The sequence below is a fragment of the Arthrobacter pullicola genome, from assembly GCF_014836875.1.
Taxonomy (GTDB): Bacteria; Actinomycetota; Actinomycetes; order Actinomycetales; family Micrococcaceae; genus Arthrobacter_B; species Arthrobacter_B pullicola.
Genome location: NZ_JACSQC010000001.1, coordinates 508,878 through 523,804 on the forward strand (window position 1 = coordinate 508,878; position 14,927 = coordinate 523,804).

General features: G+C 66.1%; 17 protein-coding genes and 1 tRNA gene. 7 read left to right on the forward strand and 11 right to left on the reverse strand.

The window, feature by feature from the left end:
• Window positions 1–15: 15 nt before the first annotated feature.
• The 5 genes from H9638_RS02440 to H9638_RS02460 form a co-directional block, all read right to left on the reverse strand.
• Window positions 16–729, reverse strand: coding sequence for an IclR family transcriptional regulator (locus tag H9638_RS02440; protein ID WP_191745581.1), 714 nt, complete (start codon window positions 727–729; stop codon window positions 16–18).
• Complete coding sequence (locus H9638_RS02445; RefSeq protein ID WP_191745582.1) at window positions 726–1,616, reverse strand: metal ABC transporter permease; 891 nt, start codon at window positions 1,614–1,616, stop codon at window positions 726–728. Before H9638_RS02445 ends, H9638_RS02440 begins: the two co-directional genes overlap by 4 nt.
• Window positions 1,613–2,395 (reverse strand): metal ABC transporter ATP-binding protein, encoded by a 783-nt coding sequence (locus H9638_RS02450; RefSeq protein ID WP_318241755.1) that lies wholly within the window; start codon window positions 2,393–2,395, stop codon window positions 1,613–1,615. Before H9638_RS02450 ends, H9638_RS02445 begins: the two co-directional genes overlap by 4 nt.
• Window positions 2,392–3,324 carry a metal ABC transporter substrate-binding protein gene (locus H9638_RS02455; protein WP_191745583.1) on the reverse strand — a complete coding sequence of 311 codons (933 nt, stop codon included), beginning with the start codon at window positions 3,322–3,324 and terminating at the stop codon, window positions 2,392–2,394. The genes H9638_RS02450 and H9638_RS02455 overlap by 4 nt, the downstream gene beginning before the upstream one ends.
• Before the next feature lie 102 nt (window positions 3,325–3,426).
• Window positions 3,427–3,651 (reverse strand): hypothetical protein, encoded by a 225-nt coding sequence (locus H9638_RS02460; RefSeq protein ID WP_191745584.1) that lies wholly within the window; start codon window positions 3,649–3,651, stop codon window positions 3,427–3,429.
• A 141-nt stretch (window positions 3,652–3,792) separates the two neighbouring features.
• On the opposite strand from H9638_RS02460, the gene H9638_RS02465 reads away from it, so the two are divergent.
• Complete coding sequence (locus H9638_RS02465; RefSeq protein ID WP_191745585.1) at window positions 3,793–4,314, forward strand: mycothiol transferase; 522 nt, start codon at window positions 3,793–3,795, stop codon at window positions 4,312–4,314.
• A complete protein-coding gene (locus tag H9638_RS02470) occupies window positions 4,311–4,613 on the forward strand; it encodes a hypothetical protein (protein ID WP_191745586.1) in 303 nt (100 codons plus the stop codon). Before H9638_RS02465 ends, H9638_RS02470 begins: the two co-directional genes overlap by 4 nt.
• 87 nt (window positions 4,614–4,700) lie before the next feature.
• Here the strand turns inward: H9638_RS02470 and H9638_RS02475 are convergent, their stop codons facing one another.
• Window positions 4,701–5,030: a hypothetical protein gene (locus tag H9638_RS02475; RefSeq protein ID WP_191745587.1), complete on the reverse strand. Its 330-nt coding sequence runs from the start codon at window positions 5,028–5,030 to the stop codon at window positions 4,701–4,703.
• A 10-nt stretch (window positions 5,031–5,040) separates the two neighbouring features.
• Window positions 5,041–5,448 (reverse strand): four-helix bundle copper-binding protein, encoded by a 408-nt coding sequence (locus H9638_RS02480; RefSeq protein WP_318241756.1) that lies wholly within the window; start codon window positions 5,446–5,448, stop codon window positions 5,041–5,043.
• 227 nt (window positions 5,449–5,675) lie between these two features.
• Between H9638_RS02480 and H9638_RS02485 the strand changes: the two genes are divergently transcribed.
• Window positions 5,676–5,748, forward strand: a tRNA-Ala gene (locus H9638_RS02485).
• Window positions 5,749–6,156: 408 nt separating this feature from the next.
• On the opposite strand, the gene H9638_RS02490 is transcribed toward H9638_RS02485, so the two are convergent.
• The gene (locus H9638_RS02490) at window positions 6,157–6,741 is read right to left on the reverse strand and encodes a hypothetical protein (protein ID WP_191745588.1); all 585 of its coding nucleotides are present in this window, start codon (window positions 6,739–6,741) and stop codon (window positions 6,157–6,159) included.
• Window positions 6,738–7,331, reverse strand: coding sequence for a hypothetical protein (locus H9638_RS02495; RefSeq protein WP_191745589.1), 594 nt, complete (start codon window positions 7,329–7,331; stop codon window positions 6,738–6,740). The genes H9638_RS02490 and H9638_RS02495 overlap by 4 nt, the downstream gene beginning before the upstream one ends.
• A 346-nt stretch (window positions 7,332–7,677) precedes the next feature.
• On the opposite strand from H9638_RS02495, the gene H9638_RS02500 reads away from it, so the two are divergent.
• From H9638_RS02500 to trxB, 4 genes are all read left to right on the forward strand, one after another.
• Window positions 7,678–10,041 carry a transglycosylase domain-containing protein gene (locus H9638_RS02500; protein ID WP_191745590.1) on the forward strand — a complete coding sequence of 788 codons (2,364 nt, stop codon included), beginning with the start codon at window positions 7,678–7,680 and terminating at the stop codon, window positions 10,039–10,041.
• 164 nt (window positions 10,042–10,205) lie between these two features.
• The gene (locus H9638_RS02505; RefSeq protein WP_191745591.1) at window positions 10,206–11,147 is read left to right on the forward strand and encodes an ABC transporter ATP-binding protein; all 942 of its coding nucleotides are present in this window, start codon (window positions 10,206–10,208) and stop codon (window positions 11,145–11,147) included.
• On the forward strand, window positions 11,144–12,031 hold the full coding sequence (locus H9638_RS02510; RefSeq protein ID WP_191745592.1) for an ABC transporter permease: 888 nt from the start codon (window positions 11,144–11,146) through the stop codon (window positions 12,029–12,031). Before H9638_RS02505 ends, H9638_RS02510 begins: the two co-directional genes overlap by 4 nt.
• 88 nt (window positions 12,032–12,119) lie before the next feature.
• A complete protein-coding gene (gene trxB, locus H9638_RS02515) occupies window positions 12,120–13,094 on the forward strand; it encodes a thioredoxin-disulfide reductase (protein WP_191745593.1) in 975 nt (324 codons plus the stop codon).
• A 12-nt stretch (window positions 13,095–13,106) separates the two neighbouring features.
• Here trxB and H9638_RS02520 read toward each other — a convergent pair whose 3' ends face one another.
• Together H9638_RS02520 and H9638_RS02525 are read right to left on the reverse strand one after the other, a co-directional pair.
• Window positions 13,107–14,375 carry an Nramp family divalent metal transporter gene (locus tag H9638_RS02520; protein WP_191745594.1) on the reverse strand — a complete coding sequence of 423 codons (1,269 nt, stop codon included), beginning with the start codon at window positions 14,373–14,375 and terminating at the stop codon, window positions 13,107–13,109.
• A gap of 127 nt (window positions 14,376–14,502) precedes the next feature.
• A complete protein-coding gene (locus H9638_RS02525; RefSeq protein ID WP_191745595.1) occupies window positions 14,503–14,751 on the reverse strand; it encodes a PLDc N-terminal domain-containing protein in 249 nt (82 codons plus the stop codon).
• Window positions 14,752–14,927 lie beyond the last annotated feature (176 nt).

A 14,927-nucleotide genomic window follows, 5' to 3' on the forward strand; every position in this document is an offset into this window, starting at 1 on the left:
TCCGGCAGCGGGAAGCTAGCGCAGCTGCGCCTCAATCAGCCGCACGCTCTCCATCAGCCGGGCTCCGATGCCTGCCTCGTCCTTCCCGGAGCCGAAATACACCACGGAGAGCGACGCCGGCAGCTGGCCCGGCACCTGGATCGGTGCCGCGACGGCGCCGACGCCGTCAATTACCTCGCTGAAGCTGGTGGCATAGCCGCGCTCGCGGGCAAGCCGGGCCTCTGGCCGGTAGGGCTGCCCCGGAGCGAGCCGGTTCCAATGCTCCTCCGTCACCGCGGACTGGATGGCGATCCCCGGAGCTCCGACCGTGAACGAATGCCGGGTACCGGGCCGCTGGATCAGCGCGGTCCGGCTGTGCCGGGGTTCCACGGTGACCAGGGTGACGCAGTCGTGCTGGTCCCACACCGCGATGAACGCGGTCATGGACAGCTCGTTGGCAACGACGGTCAGCTCCGGCAGGGCCGCGGACTGCAGGTCGCGGGAGACTCCCCGGGCCAGCGCGGCCAGTCCGGGCGCGGCGGAGACCCGGCCGGCGTCGTCGCGCATCACCAGTGAATGCGCTTCCAGGGTGCGCAGGATCCGGTACGCGATGGACCGGTGGACACCCAGGCCGGCGGAGAGTTCAGCGATGCTCAGCGGTGCTTCCGAGTCCGCCAGCAGCTCCAGCGCCTGGATACCGCGGGAGAGGGTTTGGGATTGGGAACCGGCACCCGCGGACGCAGAAGTCATGCGCCAATCATAGGCTGACTCGGCTGCCGTCCCTCAGTCCGGCGCCGGTGCCGGGCTGCCAGCGCACGGCCCGCCACGCCCTGGCGCGGGCTGAAGAGGTAGGCGAGGGCGAACACGCAGCCCTGGGCCAGCACCACCATGGCACCGGTCGCCGTATCCAGGTAATAACTGGCATAAATCCCCGCGACGGCGCAGGCCGCCGCCATCGCCGGGGCGATCAGCAGCATCCGCGAGAAGCGGTCCGTGAGCAGATAGGCGGTGGAACCGGGGATGATCAGCATCGCCACCACCAGCACCACACCCACGGCTTGGAGGGCGACGACGGCGGTCAGCGCCAGCAGTCCCAGCAGCGCCGCGCCCAGCACCCGCGGATTCAGCCCGACGGCGTGCGCGTGGGTGGGATCGAAGGCGTACAGCGTGAAATCGCGGCGCTTGAACAGCAGCGCGGCCAGGGTCAGGGCGGCGAGGATGCCGATCTGCAGCAGATCTCCCGTGCTGACGCCGAGCAGGTTGCCGAAGATGATGTGATTCAGGTCCGTCTGGCTGGGCGTTACCGAGATCAGCACCAGGCCGGCAGCGAACAATGTGGTGAACACGATGCCGATCGCGGCGTCCTCCTTCACCCGGGAGGTGTCCCGGACCAGGCCGATCAGCCCCACCGCCAGGAACCCGAAGACCACCGCGCCCACCGCGAACGGCACCCCGGCAATGTACGCCAGCACCACGCCGGGCAGCACGGCATGGGACACGGCGTCGCCCATCAGGGACCAGCCGATCAGCACCAGCCAGCAGGAAAGCACGCCGCAGACGACGGCGGCGATCACCGCCGTGGCCAGGGCGCGGACCATAAAATCGTAGGCCAGTGGTTCCAGCAGGGCCTCGATCATGGCCGGCTCCCGTCCGCGGCTCCCGGCTGGGCACCCTCCAGTACATTAAGGCCGAAGGCCCGGGCCAGCTGCTCCGGCTGCAGCACCTCTTCCGGGGTCCCATAAGCCAGGACCCGGCGCATCAGGAGCACTGCTTCATCAGCCAGCTGGGGCAGGGCGTGCAGGTCGTGGGTGGAGACCAGGACAGTGCGGCCTTCGGCGGCGAGCTGGCGCAGCAGGGCGGTGATGGTGGCTTCGGAGCGCTTGTCGACGCCGGCGAACGGCTCATCCAGCAGCAGCACCGAGGCGCCCTGGGCAATTCCGCGGGCCACGAAGGCGCGTTTCTTCTGCCCGCCGGAGAGCCGGCCGATCTGCCGGTCCGCGAGGTCCTGCAGTTCCACCCGTGCCAGGGCATCGCGAACGGCATCCCGGTCCGCCGGGCGCGGCCGGCGGCTGGGGCCCATGTGTCCGTAGCGGCCGGTCATCACCACGTCCCGGACGGAGAGCGGGAAGCTCCAGTCCACGTCTTCACTCTGCGGGACATAGGCCACCAGGCCGGCCTTCCGGGCTTTCGCCGGCGGCAGCCCGGCGATGCGGACTTCTCCAGCGGCAGGTTTGAGCAGGCCCATCAGCGCCTTGAAGAGCGTGGATTTGCCGGAACCGTTCATCCCGACCAGCCCGCAGACCCGGCCCGGATCGACGGCGAGGCTGACGCCGTCGAGCGCTGTCACGTCGTCATACCGGACCGTCACCGCCTTCAGTTCCAGGGCCGGTGCCGCCGTCCCGTCCGCCGGATTCACCAGGTGCTCCCGGTCAGAGCATCGACGATGGTTTGGGCGTCGTGCCGGATCAGGTCCAGGTAGGTGGGGACCGGGCCGCCGGCTTCGGAGAGCGAGTCGACGTAGAGGGTGCCGCCGAACTCCGCATCGGTTGCCGCGAGGACCTGTTTCATCGGGGCGTCGGAGACAGTGGATTCACAGAACGCGGCCGGAACCTCGTTTTCCCGAATGAACCCGATTACGGCGGTGATCTGCTGCGGAGTGGCCTGCTGCTCGGCATTGACCGCCCAGATGAAGCGTTCGGTCAGGCCGGCGTCGCGGGCGAGGTAGGAGAAGGCCCCTTCGCAGGTGACCAGGGCCCGCTGATTCGCCGGCAGTGCCCCGAGGTCCGTGACCAGCTGGTCCTGGATCTTCTGCAGCTCGGCCTTGTAGGTCTCGGCGTTGGCCCGGAAGGCTGCGGCGTGGTCCGGGTCGAGGCCGGCGAAGGCATCCGCCATGTTGTCCACGTAGATCATGGCATTCAGGGGAGACATCCAGGCGTGCGGGTTGGGCAGTCCTGCGTAGGCATCTTCGGTGATGCTGATCGGTTCCACACCGTCACTGACGGTGATGCGCGGAACATCCAGATCGGCGGTGAACTGCTCAAACCAGGCCTCGAGATTCATGCCGTTGTCCAGGATGAGGTCCGCGCCGGCAGCGCGGCGGATGTCTCCGGGGGTGGGCTCGTAGCCGTGGATTTCCGCACCGGGCTTGGTAATCGATTCGACCTGGAGGTGCTCACCCGCGACGTTGCGGGCCATGTCCGCCAGGACGGTAAAGGTGGTCAGGACAACGGGTCTGCCGTCGTCTCCTTCGGATGAGCCGGAGGCACCGGCACAGGCCGAGAGGGCGAGGAGCAGCGCAGCGGCTGGCAGCGCTGCCAGCCGGCGGGAAAGGGAAGTCAAGGGCATGAGCAGTACCCTAAGTTCGGTGTGATGATTAAACAAGTTCGGCATGCCGAACTTTGTCAGTCACCGGTCGTTTGGGTCAGTTCCCCACCCTTGGCTGGACTCTCAGGGAAGCCGGCGGCGGCTGAGGAGCCCGGAGATCAGGAGGAGCATCCCGCCGGCGAGCGGCCAGAAGAGGTACATGGAGATGATCCCGCCGAGGAAGGCGGTCACCAGGACAGTGATCATAACACCGGCGACCAGCAGGATTCCCGCCACGATGCGCATCCGTCCACGGTGTGGAGGAGGGATGGGAGGAAGCCAGGCGGGACGTTCGTCAATCCACTCCATCGGGTCAGTTTAGGACCGCTTCCGGAGCTTGGAACGGGTGCGTGGTGTTTTTCTTCCTCTTGCGGTGGAACGATGTCGGCAGGGCAACAAGCCATCCGGCGGCCGCCGCCGTCGTCGTCCAGATATCCGTATTGGAGTGCCATGGAACCGAGCGACCTGCTCATTGACGCATTCGGGCGCCTGCCCGGGACCATTCGGCGGGTCCTCCACGACCTTCCCGTGGGGCAGCTGAATCACCGGCCGTACCCGGAGGGAAACTCGATTGCGTGGCTGATCTGGCACCTGGCCCGGGTGGAGGACGCCCAAATCGCGCCCATGGCCGGGCACCAGCAGGCCTGGACGGAGGAAGGATGGGCAAGCCGGGTGGGGCTGCCGCTGATGGTGGAGGACACCGGCTACGGGCACACCTCCGAGGAGGTGGCCAAGGTCCAGGTGCAGTCCGCTGAGGTGCTGCAGGGTTATTACGACGCCGTGAGCGCGCGGACGGTCGCGTTCGTCTCGGGGTTGACGCCCGAAGATCTGGACCAGGTGGTGGACACCTCCTGGGATCCGCCGGTGACGCTCGGTGTCCGGCTGATCAGCTCCCTGGCTGACTGCCTGGAACACGCCGGGCAGGCTGCCTACATCCGCGGGATGCTCGCGGGGGGAAGTATGGGGTCATGAACATCCTGGCAGAGCTCGCCGAAACCTTCCGTTCCACCGCCGTCAGCAAGGCCTACGGCGAGCCCGTGCAGGTCGGCGGTGAAACCCTGGTGCCGGTGGCACTGGTGCAGGCCGGTTTCGGCGGTGGCGGAGAGGCCGACGGCGACGGCGGCGGGGGTGCCGGGGGACTGGTGGTTCCGCTGGGTGTTTATGCCGGCCGCGAGGGAGGTCCGGCGGAGTTCCGGCCGAACCCCATCACGCTGGTAGCGGTGCTGACGCCGATCGTCTGGATTCTGGTGCGGGGCCTGCGCAAGCGGTAACAAACTCCGCAAGCTGGAATACCTGCGCAAGCTGAGGTGGCCTGGGGCGGGCCTGCCGCGTCGTCGTTGCAAATCGCGCCGCCGTCCTTAGATCCGGATGTAGGCTGCGCCGGAGAACTGGGCCTGCGCCAGAGCAACAACAGCGGCAGGAACCGTCACTACTGCAGGCCGGAGCTGGTCCACGGTGATGCCGCGTTTACCCATCCCGACCAGACAGGCTTCAACTTCGGTGTTCGCCGGCAGGACCACAGGATCAGAGCCTGTGAGGCCGTCCAGTGCGGCGCCGTTCACGATCACCCGGATACCGGTCTGCGGCTGCCGTTCGCCCAGCGTGGCTGCTGCCGCCAAAGCCCGCTGAACATCTCCGGCTTCGTTGGAGGCGTGCAGCACCACCACGTCGCGGTATTCCTTGGACATTTAGTGGAACCTAAGCCGAAATCGTCAGCAGCAGTGCGTCGCAGGCGGCTGCGCAGCGGTGGCAGGCCTGAGCGCAGATCCGGCAGTGCTCGTGGGCGGACGCATGCTGCTCGCACTCTTCAGCGCAACGGCGGCAGGCGGCAGCGCAGGCGCGGATGAGCTCCACGGAAGAGGCATAGTCCTTGCCGGCCCGGGCCAGGACCTTCCCGGTGGCAGCGCAGACTTCGGCGCAGTCCAGGTCTGCGCGGATGCAGCTGACCATGTCTCCGAGCATGTCCTCGCTGAGACAGGCATCAGCGCAGGCAGCGCAGGTCTGCACACAGTCGAAACAGGCCTCGACGCAGGCGGCCACAGCCTCCATGTCCACGTTGGAGTTACCGGCCGGGTGGGAGGTCAGCATGTCTTTGATCAGGCTCACGGTGTGCTCCTTAGCGGGTTTTGGGCGTCAGTGCCGGGCGTTTTATCCGCACCCCCGCTGCGCCCGGCGGCGCACTGCTTCGAGCGTAGCCAAGGCGTCCGGCGAGCCTCAACCACACGGGCGGATTTTGCCCCGAACCTAGGCGAGTGCATAGAATCGGCGTAGCCTGGCAAGGCTGTTATCCGATGTTTATCCGGTGCTTCGGTGCCGGGCGGCAGTCAGGGCAAGGGGCTTTAGCTCAGTTGGTAGAGCGTTTCGTTCGCAATGAAAAGGTCAGGGGTTCGATTCCCCTAAGCTCCACAAGAAAACCCCCGGGAAACCGGGGGTTTTTGCTTGTCCGGGGTGGGGCGGGGCCGGCCGGAGCGGGTCCGGGACGGCGGCAACGAAAATCCCAGCTCGCAGAGCTCGCAGGGATTATTAAAGCCGCCTTCCCCCGGGCCCCTCCAGCCTCGTCGTCCTTCTGGCCTCGCGGGTCCGGCTCCCCTCCGTTCCTGGCTGGTATTGGACACTGAGCGCGACCGCGGATCAACACGGGCACGCGTTCCCACTGTTTGTTAGCTCCTGTGGCTGGTGTGACCCCATTGGCCCCACGAGGCTACAAAGAGTGGGAATCCGTGTCGCCAAGGGGGAAGCCCATCGATGCCGATGAATCCGGGTTTCAGTGTCATGGCCGCAAGATAGGTGGACTGCTGGCCCCGATGAGCCGGGTTACGCAGACTCCCGCCCGTGCCGGTAGCCCCGGCGGACCTCCGCGATGGCACGGGCAATATTGGGATCCCGCCCCGAGGCAGTCATGATCGTGTCGAAATCGGTGAGCCCGATGTCCCCGTACCGGCGGATCACCTCGATCTCCGTCCGCTTGGGGCCGCGTGCCCGCACGGGCTGTCCGGCGAGGGCTGCCTGTCCTGCCAGGGCGGCGCGGCCGGTGCGGATCATCCGCAGCTCCCCGCCGACATCGTCAGGGAAACGGAACGTCTTCCCCTTCCGCGCCGTCATCAGCAGCCGCCACTGCTCACGCTGCAGCTGCGGTGCGTCCGGGAAGAACTGGGCGACGGCGTCGTTCAGTGCGGCGGTTTCCGTCTCCTCCCGGCGCGGGCGCAGGACCAGCCTCTCCCTGGCGATCAGAAGGGGGTAAACCACCAGCAGGATGGCCAGCAGCACGGCGATCACGTTAAACCCGCCGAAGATCACGAAGGCCGCAGCGGTGAAAATGAGCCGGCTGACGGCCTTCTCCGAATAGGAACGCGGCGGGGTGAATGGCACTCCAACACGCACGCTCGATTCTTCACTCATTCCCAACCGCCTTTCAGCTCTGCCAGGGCTTCTGCTTCCCGCGCCAGCCGGGTGGCCTCACGCAGTTCTTCGTCAAAGGAGTTTCCGCTGCCGTGCTGGCCGGGGGCACCGGGGGTGCCCAAGCCGTCCAGCCGGGCCCGGCTCTGTTCCACCGTGACTGCCAGCCGCAGCTGGGCCTGGGCCTTCACCAGATCGGAGAGCAGCTCCTGCACCCGCTCGCTCCGGGTACGGATATCGGCGAGGTGGGCGTTGGCCCTGGACTCACGGTCCATGGCGAGGCCGTGCATCCGCCGGGCAGTGGCGGCAAGGGTCAACGCGGCCTGCGAGGCATTCGTGGGCCCGGCCATCACCGATTCCACGGCCTCCCTGCGCAGCCGGTAGGCCTCGGCAACTGAGGCGAAATGAGCGGAGGCCTCCGCAGCCACCCGTTCCTGCTGTTCCAGCGTCCGTCCCGAGGCTTTGGCGGAGTTCATGGCGCTTATCAGGCGGGCATGGATTTCTTCATGGTTTCCGCGCGGTGGCGGCGGCGTTCTGAGCCGTCCGTCGACAGTTTCTCGCAGGCGGCGAAGATCGTGGAGTAATCGAGCCATGATTCTCCTAGTCCGGTGTAGCTCCGGGCTTCACTGGACGCCGGTGTCCAAGTCAGCGGGGCCGGCAGTGGAACCGATATGAGGTTCGCTGCTGTACGCCGCCGCTCCCGGGCGTTACAGGGAAGTGTGCAGGAGTCTAGCAGCGGCAGGCCCCCGGGTGGGATGGGGGTCCGGAAGATTAGTTGGGACACAGCCAAACCCGGGACAAAAGGAACGGAGCATGAATCCCGTCACTCCCACTGCCGGCGGATTATCCTCGTTGCCCGCATGGATGCAACGGTAATGCCCGGTATTGGCTGGCCAATCAATCTAAAAATCAAAGGTTCCTGGGTTATGCTCCCTTATCATGGCTGCACGTAAATCTTCCGTGTTCACCACGGCAACCACCTTCGGACGACTGCTTTCCTTCCTGGGAGTCAGTGTGCTCTGCGGCGTGCTCGTTGCCGGGCTGTTCGTTCCCATGGCCGCGGGTACCGGTTCGGCGGCCTCGGCCTCCATCAAGTTCTTTGATGGACTGCCTGCAGACCTGGAACGGGCCACCCTGGCGACGCCCACCAAGATTGTGGCCTCTGACGATTCCCTGATCGCGACCCTCTATGAGGAGAACCGCCAACCGGTCACCTTCGACCAGATCTCACCCCACATGGTGGATGCGATCCTGGCCGTGGAAGACAACCGGTTCTACGAACACGGCGGCGTCGACGTCGAGGGTATCCTGGGCGCCGTTGCCAGCAACATTTCCAGCGGCACCAACCGCGGTGCCTCCACGATTACGCAGCAGCTCGTCACCAACGTCCTGATCAACTCCGCGAATGAGCGCGGCGAAGAAGCCACGTACAGCGGAAGCAAGGGTGTTTCCGACAAGATCCGGGAAATCCGGCTGGCCATTGCCGTGGAAAATGAGATGTCCAAGGACGAGATCCTTGAGGGCTACTTCAACATCGTCCCGTTCACGGGCAACACCTACGGTGTCCAGGCGGCCTCCAAGTACTTCTTCAACAAAGACGCCATTGACCTGAACATCCAGGAGAGCGCCCTGCTCGCGGGCCTGGTCAACGGGCCGGGCTACTACGATCCGCAGCTCTACCCCGACCGCGCGCTGGAGCGGCGCAACCTGGTTCTGGGAACCATGCTGGAAAACGGCAAGATTGACCAGGCCCAGTACGACGCCGCTGTTGCCACCGGCCTGGACCTGACCATCACCCCCACCCTGAACGGCTGCGTCGGCGCCGAGCAGGCTCCCTACTTCTGCGCGTACGTGGAGAACCTGGTCCTGAACAGCGAAGAGTTCGGTGCCACCCGGGCAGAGCGCGAGTCCGTGCTGTACCGTTCCGGGCTGACCATCAAGACCACCCTGGATCCGCAGGTCCAGCAGGCAGCACAGGATGCCGTCAACGAGACCGCCAACCCGGACACCACAGACGGGCAGGTTGGCCATTCCATGGTGAGCCTGGAGCCGGGCACTGGAAACATCCTCTCCATGGCCCAGAACACCCGGTACAACCCCGGCGAAAATCCGGGCGACTCCGTGCTGAACTTCAACGTGGACCAGTACCAGGACGGTGATCCGACAAAGAGCCTCGGCGGGGTGGGCGGTTTCCAGCCCGGCTCAACGTTCAAGCCGTTCACGGTGGCGGCCTGGGCCGACGCCGGCAAGTCACTGAACACGCAGCTGGACGGCCGGAAGAAAACCTATCCGCAGGGAGACACCTGGACAGCCAGCTGTATGGACGGCGGCAACTTCGTAGTTAATGAAGCGGAGGGGTACACGCCGCAGAACTACGGCGACACCAACTACGGTGATGCCACCGTGCTGCGCGGCCTCGCCCAGTCGCTGAACACCATCACCATGTCCTCGGCCAAGCAGCTGGACCTGTGCCGGATCATGAACATTGCCGAGTCCATGGGCATCCACAACGGTAAGAGCGCCTCGGGTGAAGAGGAATCGCTGTCCGTTAGCCCGTCGGCTTTGCTCGGCGGCGTGGAGGATGTCTCTCCCATGGTCATGGCACAGGCCTTCGCCGGCTTCGCTGCCGAAGGCAACGTGTGCGAGCCGCGTGCGCTGCTGGAGGTCACGGCCGCCAACGGAACCACGTACGAGGTCCCCGAACCCGAGTGCGAACAGGTCATCAGCAAGGAGACCGCCCGCGCCGTGAACTACGCGACGCAGGAAGTCATGAAGTCGGGTTCCGGTTCGCTCCTGAACTACGGCAACCAGCCCGTGGCCGGCAAGACCGGTACCAATGACAGCCGGTCGCAGACCTGGTTCATCGGGTACAACTCGGGGATGGCGACTGCCAGCTGGATCGGCAACTGGAAGGCCGGCACCGGCTCGCTGTCCGGGCTGCAGATTGGCGGCAGGATTTACCCCGAAATTGACGGTTCGTTGATCGCGGCTCCGTCCTGGGCCAAGTTCATGCAGCAGGCAGGCGACCTCCACCCGGGTGAACCGTTCGCCAATCCGCCGAGCAACCTGCTGACGAACCCGAACCCGAGCCCCAGCCCGTCGGAATCGGACGATGACAAGGACGAGGAGAAAGACGCAACGCCGTCGGCCACGCCGTCGGCGCGGCCCAGCGTTCAGCCCACTCAGCCCGCGCCCGTGGTGCCGACGTCGGAGCCCACTCCGACCGTTCCGGTGACCCCGAGCCCGTCGCAGACACCGACACAGGCCCCGGAAGCGGCACCGACGCCGGAGGTAACGGGGTAGCAAACCCCGGCACCCGATCCACCACTTTTGGCCCCTCCCGACATATAAGACGGGAGGGGCCATCCGGTTCTCCCGGCTCGGCTAGATTGTCCCTATCGGGGCAGCTCATCCGCTCTCCGTGCCTTTCGGGGGAACCGGCAGGCCACTGATCCAGGAAGAGCGCATTGACTGCAAACCCGCCGGCCATCTCCGTCCGGGGATTGACCAAAAGATACGGCTCCACCACCGCGGTGGATGACATTTCCTTCGAGGTGGAACAGGGCAGCGTTTTTGCGTTCCTGGGTACCAACGGCGCAGGTAAATCGACCACCATCGGCTGCCTGACCACCGTCAACCCGTTCGAAGCGGGCACGGCAGAGGTAGCCGGGTTCAATGTGCGGACGGCCGGGGAAGGCGTGCGCCGGAATATCGGCGTCGTTTTCCAGGAATCGATCCTGGACCCGCTGCTGACCGGGCGGGAAAACCTGCGCGTGCGGGCCCGTTTCTATTCCTCCGACTCGGCCGGCAATGAAGCGCGGATCGAGGAACTGTCCACCCTGATCGGTCTGGGCGACTTCCTGGACCGCCGCTACGGAACCTATTCCGGCGGCCAGCGCCGCCGCGTGGACATCGCCCGGGCCCTGCTGCACGCGCCGCCGATCATCTTCCTGGACGAACCCACGGCCGGCCTGGACCCGGCCAGCCGGGCAATTGTCTGGTCCACTATCCACGAACTGCGGGACCGCCACGGGCTCACCGTCTTCCTCACCACGCACTACATGGAGGAAACAGAGGAAGCGGACCGGGTCTGCATCATTGACGCGGGGCGCATCATCGCCGACGGCACCCCCGCGGAACTCCGGGCACAGCACAGCTCCAGCATCCTCACCCTCACCACGGCCGACCTGCCCGGTCTGGAAGCCCTTGCCGCTGAACTGGGCGGGACCATCAAATCCGTGGAAGGCGCCGTCGTGCGCCTTGGTGTGGAAACTGCGGAAACCGCCCGCCTGATCCTGGCCCGGCACGGTGCCGCCGTCCGGGACTTCGAGTTCAGGCACGGCACCATGGACGACGTTTTCCTGGCCCTGACCGGCCGGATCCCAGCCCTGGAAGGAGCCCAGGAATGAACGCCATCATGGACCTCACCGCCCGGAACCTGAGGCTCTTCTTCCGTGACCGGCTGGGCGTGTTCTTCTCCCTGGTCTCGGCACTGGTCGTGTTCCTGCTCTACACCCTGTTCCTGGGCAACCTGCAGACCGAAGGGCTCGGCCAGTCCTTTCCGCAGGCAACCAGCGGGGAGATCAAGGGCTTTGTGGACAGCTGGATGTTCGCCGGGATCCTGGGCATCACCTCCATTACGACGGCGCTGGGCGCCATGAACGTGTTTGTGGAGGACTCCGGGTCTGGCCGGTTCCGTGATTTCCTGGTCTCACCCATCCAGCGCGGGAAACTGATCCTCGGCTACCTGCTCTCAGCCACCTTGATTTCCCTGATCATGACCGCCCTGGTGCTGATCGTCAGCCTGGTCTACCTCTACACGGTCAGCAGCGTGACCCTGGGCGCCGGCCAGCTGCTGCGCATCTGCGGATACCTGGTGCTTTCCTGCGTCGCCTTCGGCGCGCTGAGCGCGTTCGTGGTCTCCTTCATCCGCACCGCGGGGGCCTATTCCGCGCTGTCCACAATCGTGGGCACCGTCCTAGGGTTCCTGGCCGGCTCCTACATTCCGGTGGGTAATTTCCCGGACGGTGTGCGCACCTTCGTGAGCGCACTGCCGTTTATGCAGTCCTCCATGCTGCTCCGGCAGGAAATGACCGCCGACACCCTGCCGGCCATGACCGGGGACCAGCCGGCCGCGACGGCGGAACTGCAGGAGGTCTTCGGCATCACAGCGCAGGTTGGGGACTGGCAGGTGGGGACCGGCTACGTGCTCTTCAGCCTCGTGGCGATGGCCGTGGTCTTCACGCTGCTGGCGACGGTGCGCATCCGCCGCCGCATCCACGTGCAGGCGTAGGGTTCCCGCGGGGCCCCTAGCAGCGCGGGGGCAGGCGGTTCCACACTGGAGGAACCGGCCTAACGGCCGGCGATCCCAAGGAGCAGCCATGACTACCGATTCCGTCCTGATTATCGGCTCCGGTCCCGCAGGCTACACCGCCGCCGTCTACGCTGCCCGCGCCGGCCTGGCACCCCGGGTCATGGCCGGTTCCGTGACGGCCGGCGGCGCGTTGATGAACACCACAGAGGTGGAGAACTTCCCCGGCTTCCCTGATGGAATCCAGGGTCCGGACCTCATGGAGGCCCTCCGCCGGCAGGCAGAAAAGTTCGGTGCGGTGGTGGAGTTCGACGACGTCGTCTCAGTGGACCTGTCCGGCCACACCAAGCGGGTGGTCACCGGCGGCGGAACCACCCGGAAAGCCCGCACCGTCATCCTCGCCACCGGCTCCGCGTATAAGGAACTGGGCCTGGCCGAAGAAAAGAAACTGAACGGCCGGGGCATTTCCTGGTGTGCCACCTGCGACGGCTTCTTCTTCCGGAACCAGGATGTTGCGGTGGTGGGCGGGGGAGACTCGGCCATGGAAGAGGCTCTGTTCCTGACCCGCTTCGCCCGGAGCGTGACGGTGGTGGTCCGCCGCAGCGAGCTCCGGGCCTCCCGGATCATGGCCCAGCGGGCCAAGTGCCACGAGAAGATCCATTTCGCCTGGAACAGCGAAGTCACCGCGATCCAGGGCGGGGACAAGGTCACCGGGCTGACACTGGCGGACACCGTCACGGGCGAAACCCGTGAACTCGCCGTCGGGGGAGTCTTCGTGGCAATCGGACACGTCCCGCGCACGGAACTGCTGCACGGGCAGGTCGATCTGGACGACGCCGGCTACATCCGGGTGGTCTCACCCACCACCCAGACGAACGTGGACGGCGTTTTTGCCTGCGGTGATGCCGTGGACCACCGGTACCGGCAGGCCATCACCGCCGCCGGCACCGGCTGCTCCGCAGCCTTGGACGCGGAACGCTACCTCGCGGCCGTCCAGGATGCCGATGCCATTGCCACCGCGCTGGTGGAGGGAGCGCTGGACTAGTGAAATGTGGGTCTAAGCCGCGCCGCTGAAAGTCAGGACGAGCAGGGCAATGTTCAGCGTAATGAGCAGGAGCGCGACGACGGCACCCAGGGCAGTGGTCCACCAGCGGTTGCGGTGGATGCCCATGAGGTCTGCACTGGAGGTCAGCCACAGCAGCGGCACCAGCGCGAAAGGTATGCCGAAGGAGAGCACCACCTGGCTCAGGACCAGGGCCCAGGTCGGATCAATGCCCGCTGCGAGAATGCCCAGAGCCGGCAGCAGCGTGACCAGCCGGCGCAGCAGCATCGGGATGCGGATCTTGAGCAGGCCCTGCATGATTTCGGCACCGGCATAGGCGCCCACCGAGGTGGACGCCAGCCCGGAGGCCAGCAGTCCGAGCGCGAAGAGGAACGCGATTCCGCCCCCGAGAGCGCCCTCGATGGCCGCGTGTGCGCCGTCGAGCGTGTCCGTGCCGTCCACGCCCTGCAGCGAAGTTGCCGCCAGCAGCAGGATGGCCAGGTTCACCGTGCCGGCGACTGCCAGTGCAATGGTGACGTCCCAGCGGGTGGCCCGGATCAAGGTTGTGGTGGTCATATGCTGCGTCCGTTCCGGGAAACGGTCGCGGGTGAGGGCCGAATGCGCATAGATGGCATGCGGCATCACTGTCGCACCGAGGATGGAAGCGGCCAGCAGGACGGACTCGGCGCCCTCGAACCGAGGAACCAGTCCCTGCGCCACGGCTCCCGGTTCCGGTGGAGCGATGAATACCCCGGCCGTGAATCCGATGACGATGATGGCCATCATCGAGACGATCACATACTCAAAACCGCGGTGCCGTCCGCTGCCCTGCAGGGCCAGGACTGCCATGGACACGGTGCCGGTGATGATGCCGCCGGCCAGCAGCGGCAGATCGAAGAGCAGCCAGAGTGCGACGGCGCCGCCGATCACCTCAGCCACGTCGGTCGCCATGGCCACCAGTTCGGCCTGCAGCCAGTACAGCCGGCGGCCGGTTGGGGATTTGACCCGCCGGCCCACGAGTTCCGGCAGGCTCCGCCCGGTGGCGAGCCCCAGTTTGGCGGAGAGGTACTGCACCAGCCAGGCCATGGTGTTGCCTGCGACGACGACCCACACCAGGAGGTAGCCGAACCGTGCACCGGCGGTCATGTTGCTGGCCACGTTGCCTGGATCCAGGTACGCCACCCCAGCCACCAGCGCCGGGCCGAGCAGCCAGGGCAGGCGGGTTTTTGCCGCGCCCCGGCCGGGCCGGGAAGCGGTGTCGGAGGGCGCTGCTTTGTGGAGCATATGGCTAACGTAGCACCGTGAGTTCGGCGTGCCTAAGAGTTTCACACAGGAGTGCGCAACATCTTACGGTTTGGTCGCCGCCGTCACTTTTCGGCTGTCTGGCCGCCGCCGGAGGGCCGGGAAAAAGTTACCCAGCGGCTTCCGGGCTGCCGTCCTCCACCACCGGTTCGCAGCGGGTGCGGTGCTGCAGCACGGCCAGCCAGGCCAAGGCGCCGCCCACCGGCAGTAGCAGGATCACCGCGCACCAAAGCGCCCGTTCTCCGCCGGCTGCCCAGTCCGTGCGGTAGAGGCTGAACAGTGCCCCGGCCGTCAAGGTGAGGACGAGGAGCAGCAGCAGGACGGCTGCTGGAATCCACATCAGAAACTCAACGGGCATGATTGACCGGGCACTTTCGACGAAAGAATGGGGAGGGAATCCTGCTGGAACCGGAAGGGCCCGAACCGCTGTTCGGCCGGCACGGTTCCCAGCGTAGGTTTCCCGTGCCGTGCAGCACATCATCCTTGAAGATGAGTTCGGTGCTGCCTTTGATCATCCCTGCACATGAGAGGCCG

Coding starts and splice junctions, on each gene's coding strand:
- H9638_RS02475 (WP_191745587.1), bottom strand. CDS start 5,030: ATGTCCAAGGAATACCGCGACGTGGTGGTGCTGCACGCCTCCAACGAA.
- H9638_RS02520 (WP_191745594.1), bottom strand. CDS start 14,375: ATGCTCCACAAAGCAGCGCCCTCCGACACCGCTTCCCGGCCCGGCCGG.
- H9638_RS02455 (WP_191745583.1), bottom strand. CDS start 3,324: ATGCCCTTGACTTCCCTTTCCCGCCGGCTGGCAGCGCTGCCAGCCGCT.
- H9638_RS02495 (WP_191745589.1), bottom strand. CDS start 7,331: ATGGCTCGATTACTCCACGATCTTCGCCGCCTGCGAGAAACTGTCGAC.
- H9638_RS02490 (WP_191745588.1), bottom strand. CDS start 6,741: ATGAGTGAAGAATCGAGCGTGCGTGTTGGAGTGCCATTCACCCCGCCG.
- H9638_RS02445 (WP_191745582.1), bottom strand. CDS start 1,616: ATGATCGAGGCCCTGCTGGAACCACTGGCCTACGATTTTATGGTCCGC.
- H9638_RS02440 (WP_191745581.1), bottom strand. CDS start 729: ATGACTTCTGCGTCCGCGGGTGCCGGTTCCCAATCCCAAACCCTCTCC.
- H9638_RS02510 (WP_191745592.1), top strand. CDS start 11,144: ATGAACGCCATCATGGACCTCACCGCCCGGAACCTGAGGCTCTTCTTC.
- H9638_RS02500 (WP_191745590.1), top strand. CDS start 7,678: ATGGCTGCACGTAAATCTTCCGTGTTCACCACGGCAACCACCTTCGGA.
- H9638_RS02465 (WP_191745585.1), top strand. CDS start 3,793: ATGGAACCGAGCGACCTGCTCATTGACGCATTCGGGCGCCTGCCCGGG.
- H9638_RS02525 (WP_191745595.1), bottom strand. CDS start 14,751: ATGCCCGTTGAGTTTCTGATGTGGATTCCAGCAGCCGTCCTGCTGCTG.
- H9638_RS02470 (WP_191745586.1), top strand. CDS start 4,311: ATGAACATCCTGGCAGAGCTCGCCGAAACCTTCCGTTCCACCGCCGTC.
- H9638_RS02460 (WP_191745584.1), bottom strand. CDS start 3,651: ATGGAGTGGATTGACGAACGTCCCGCCTGGCTTCCTCCCATCCCTCCT.
- trxB (WP_191745593.1), top strand. CDS start 12,120: ATGACTACCGATTCCGTCCTGATTATCGGCTCCGGTCCCGCAGGCTAC.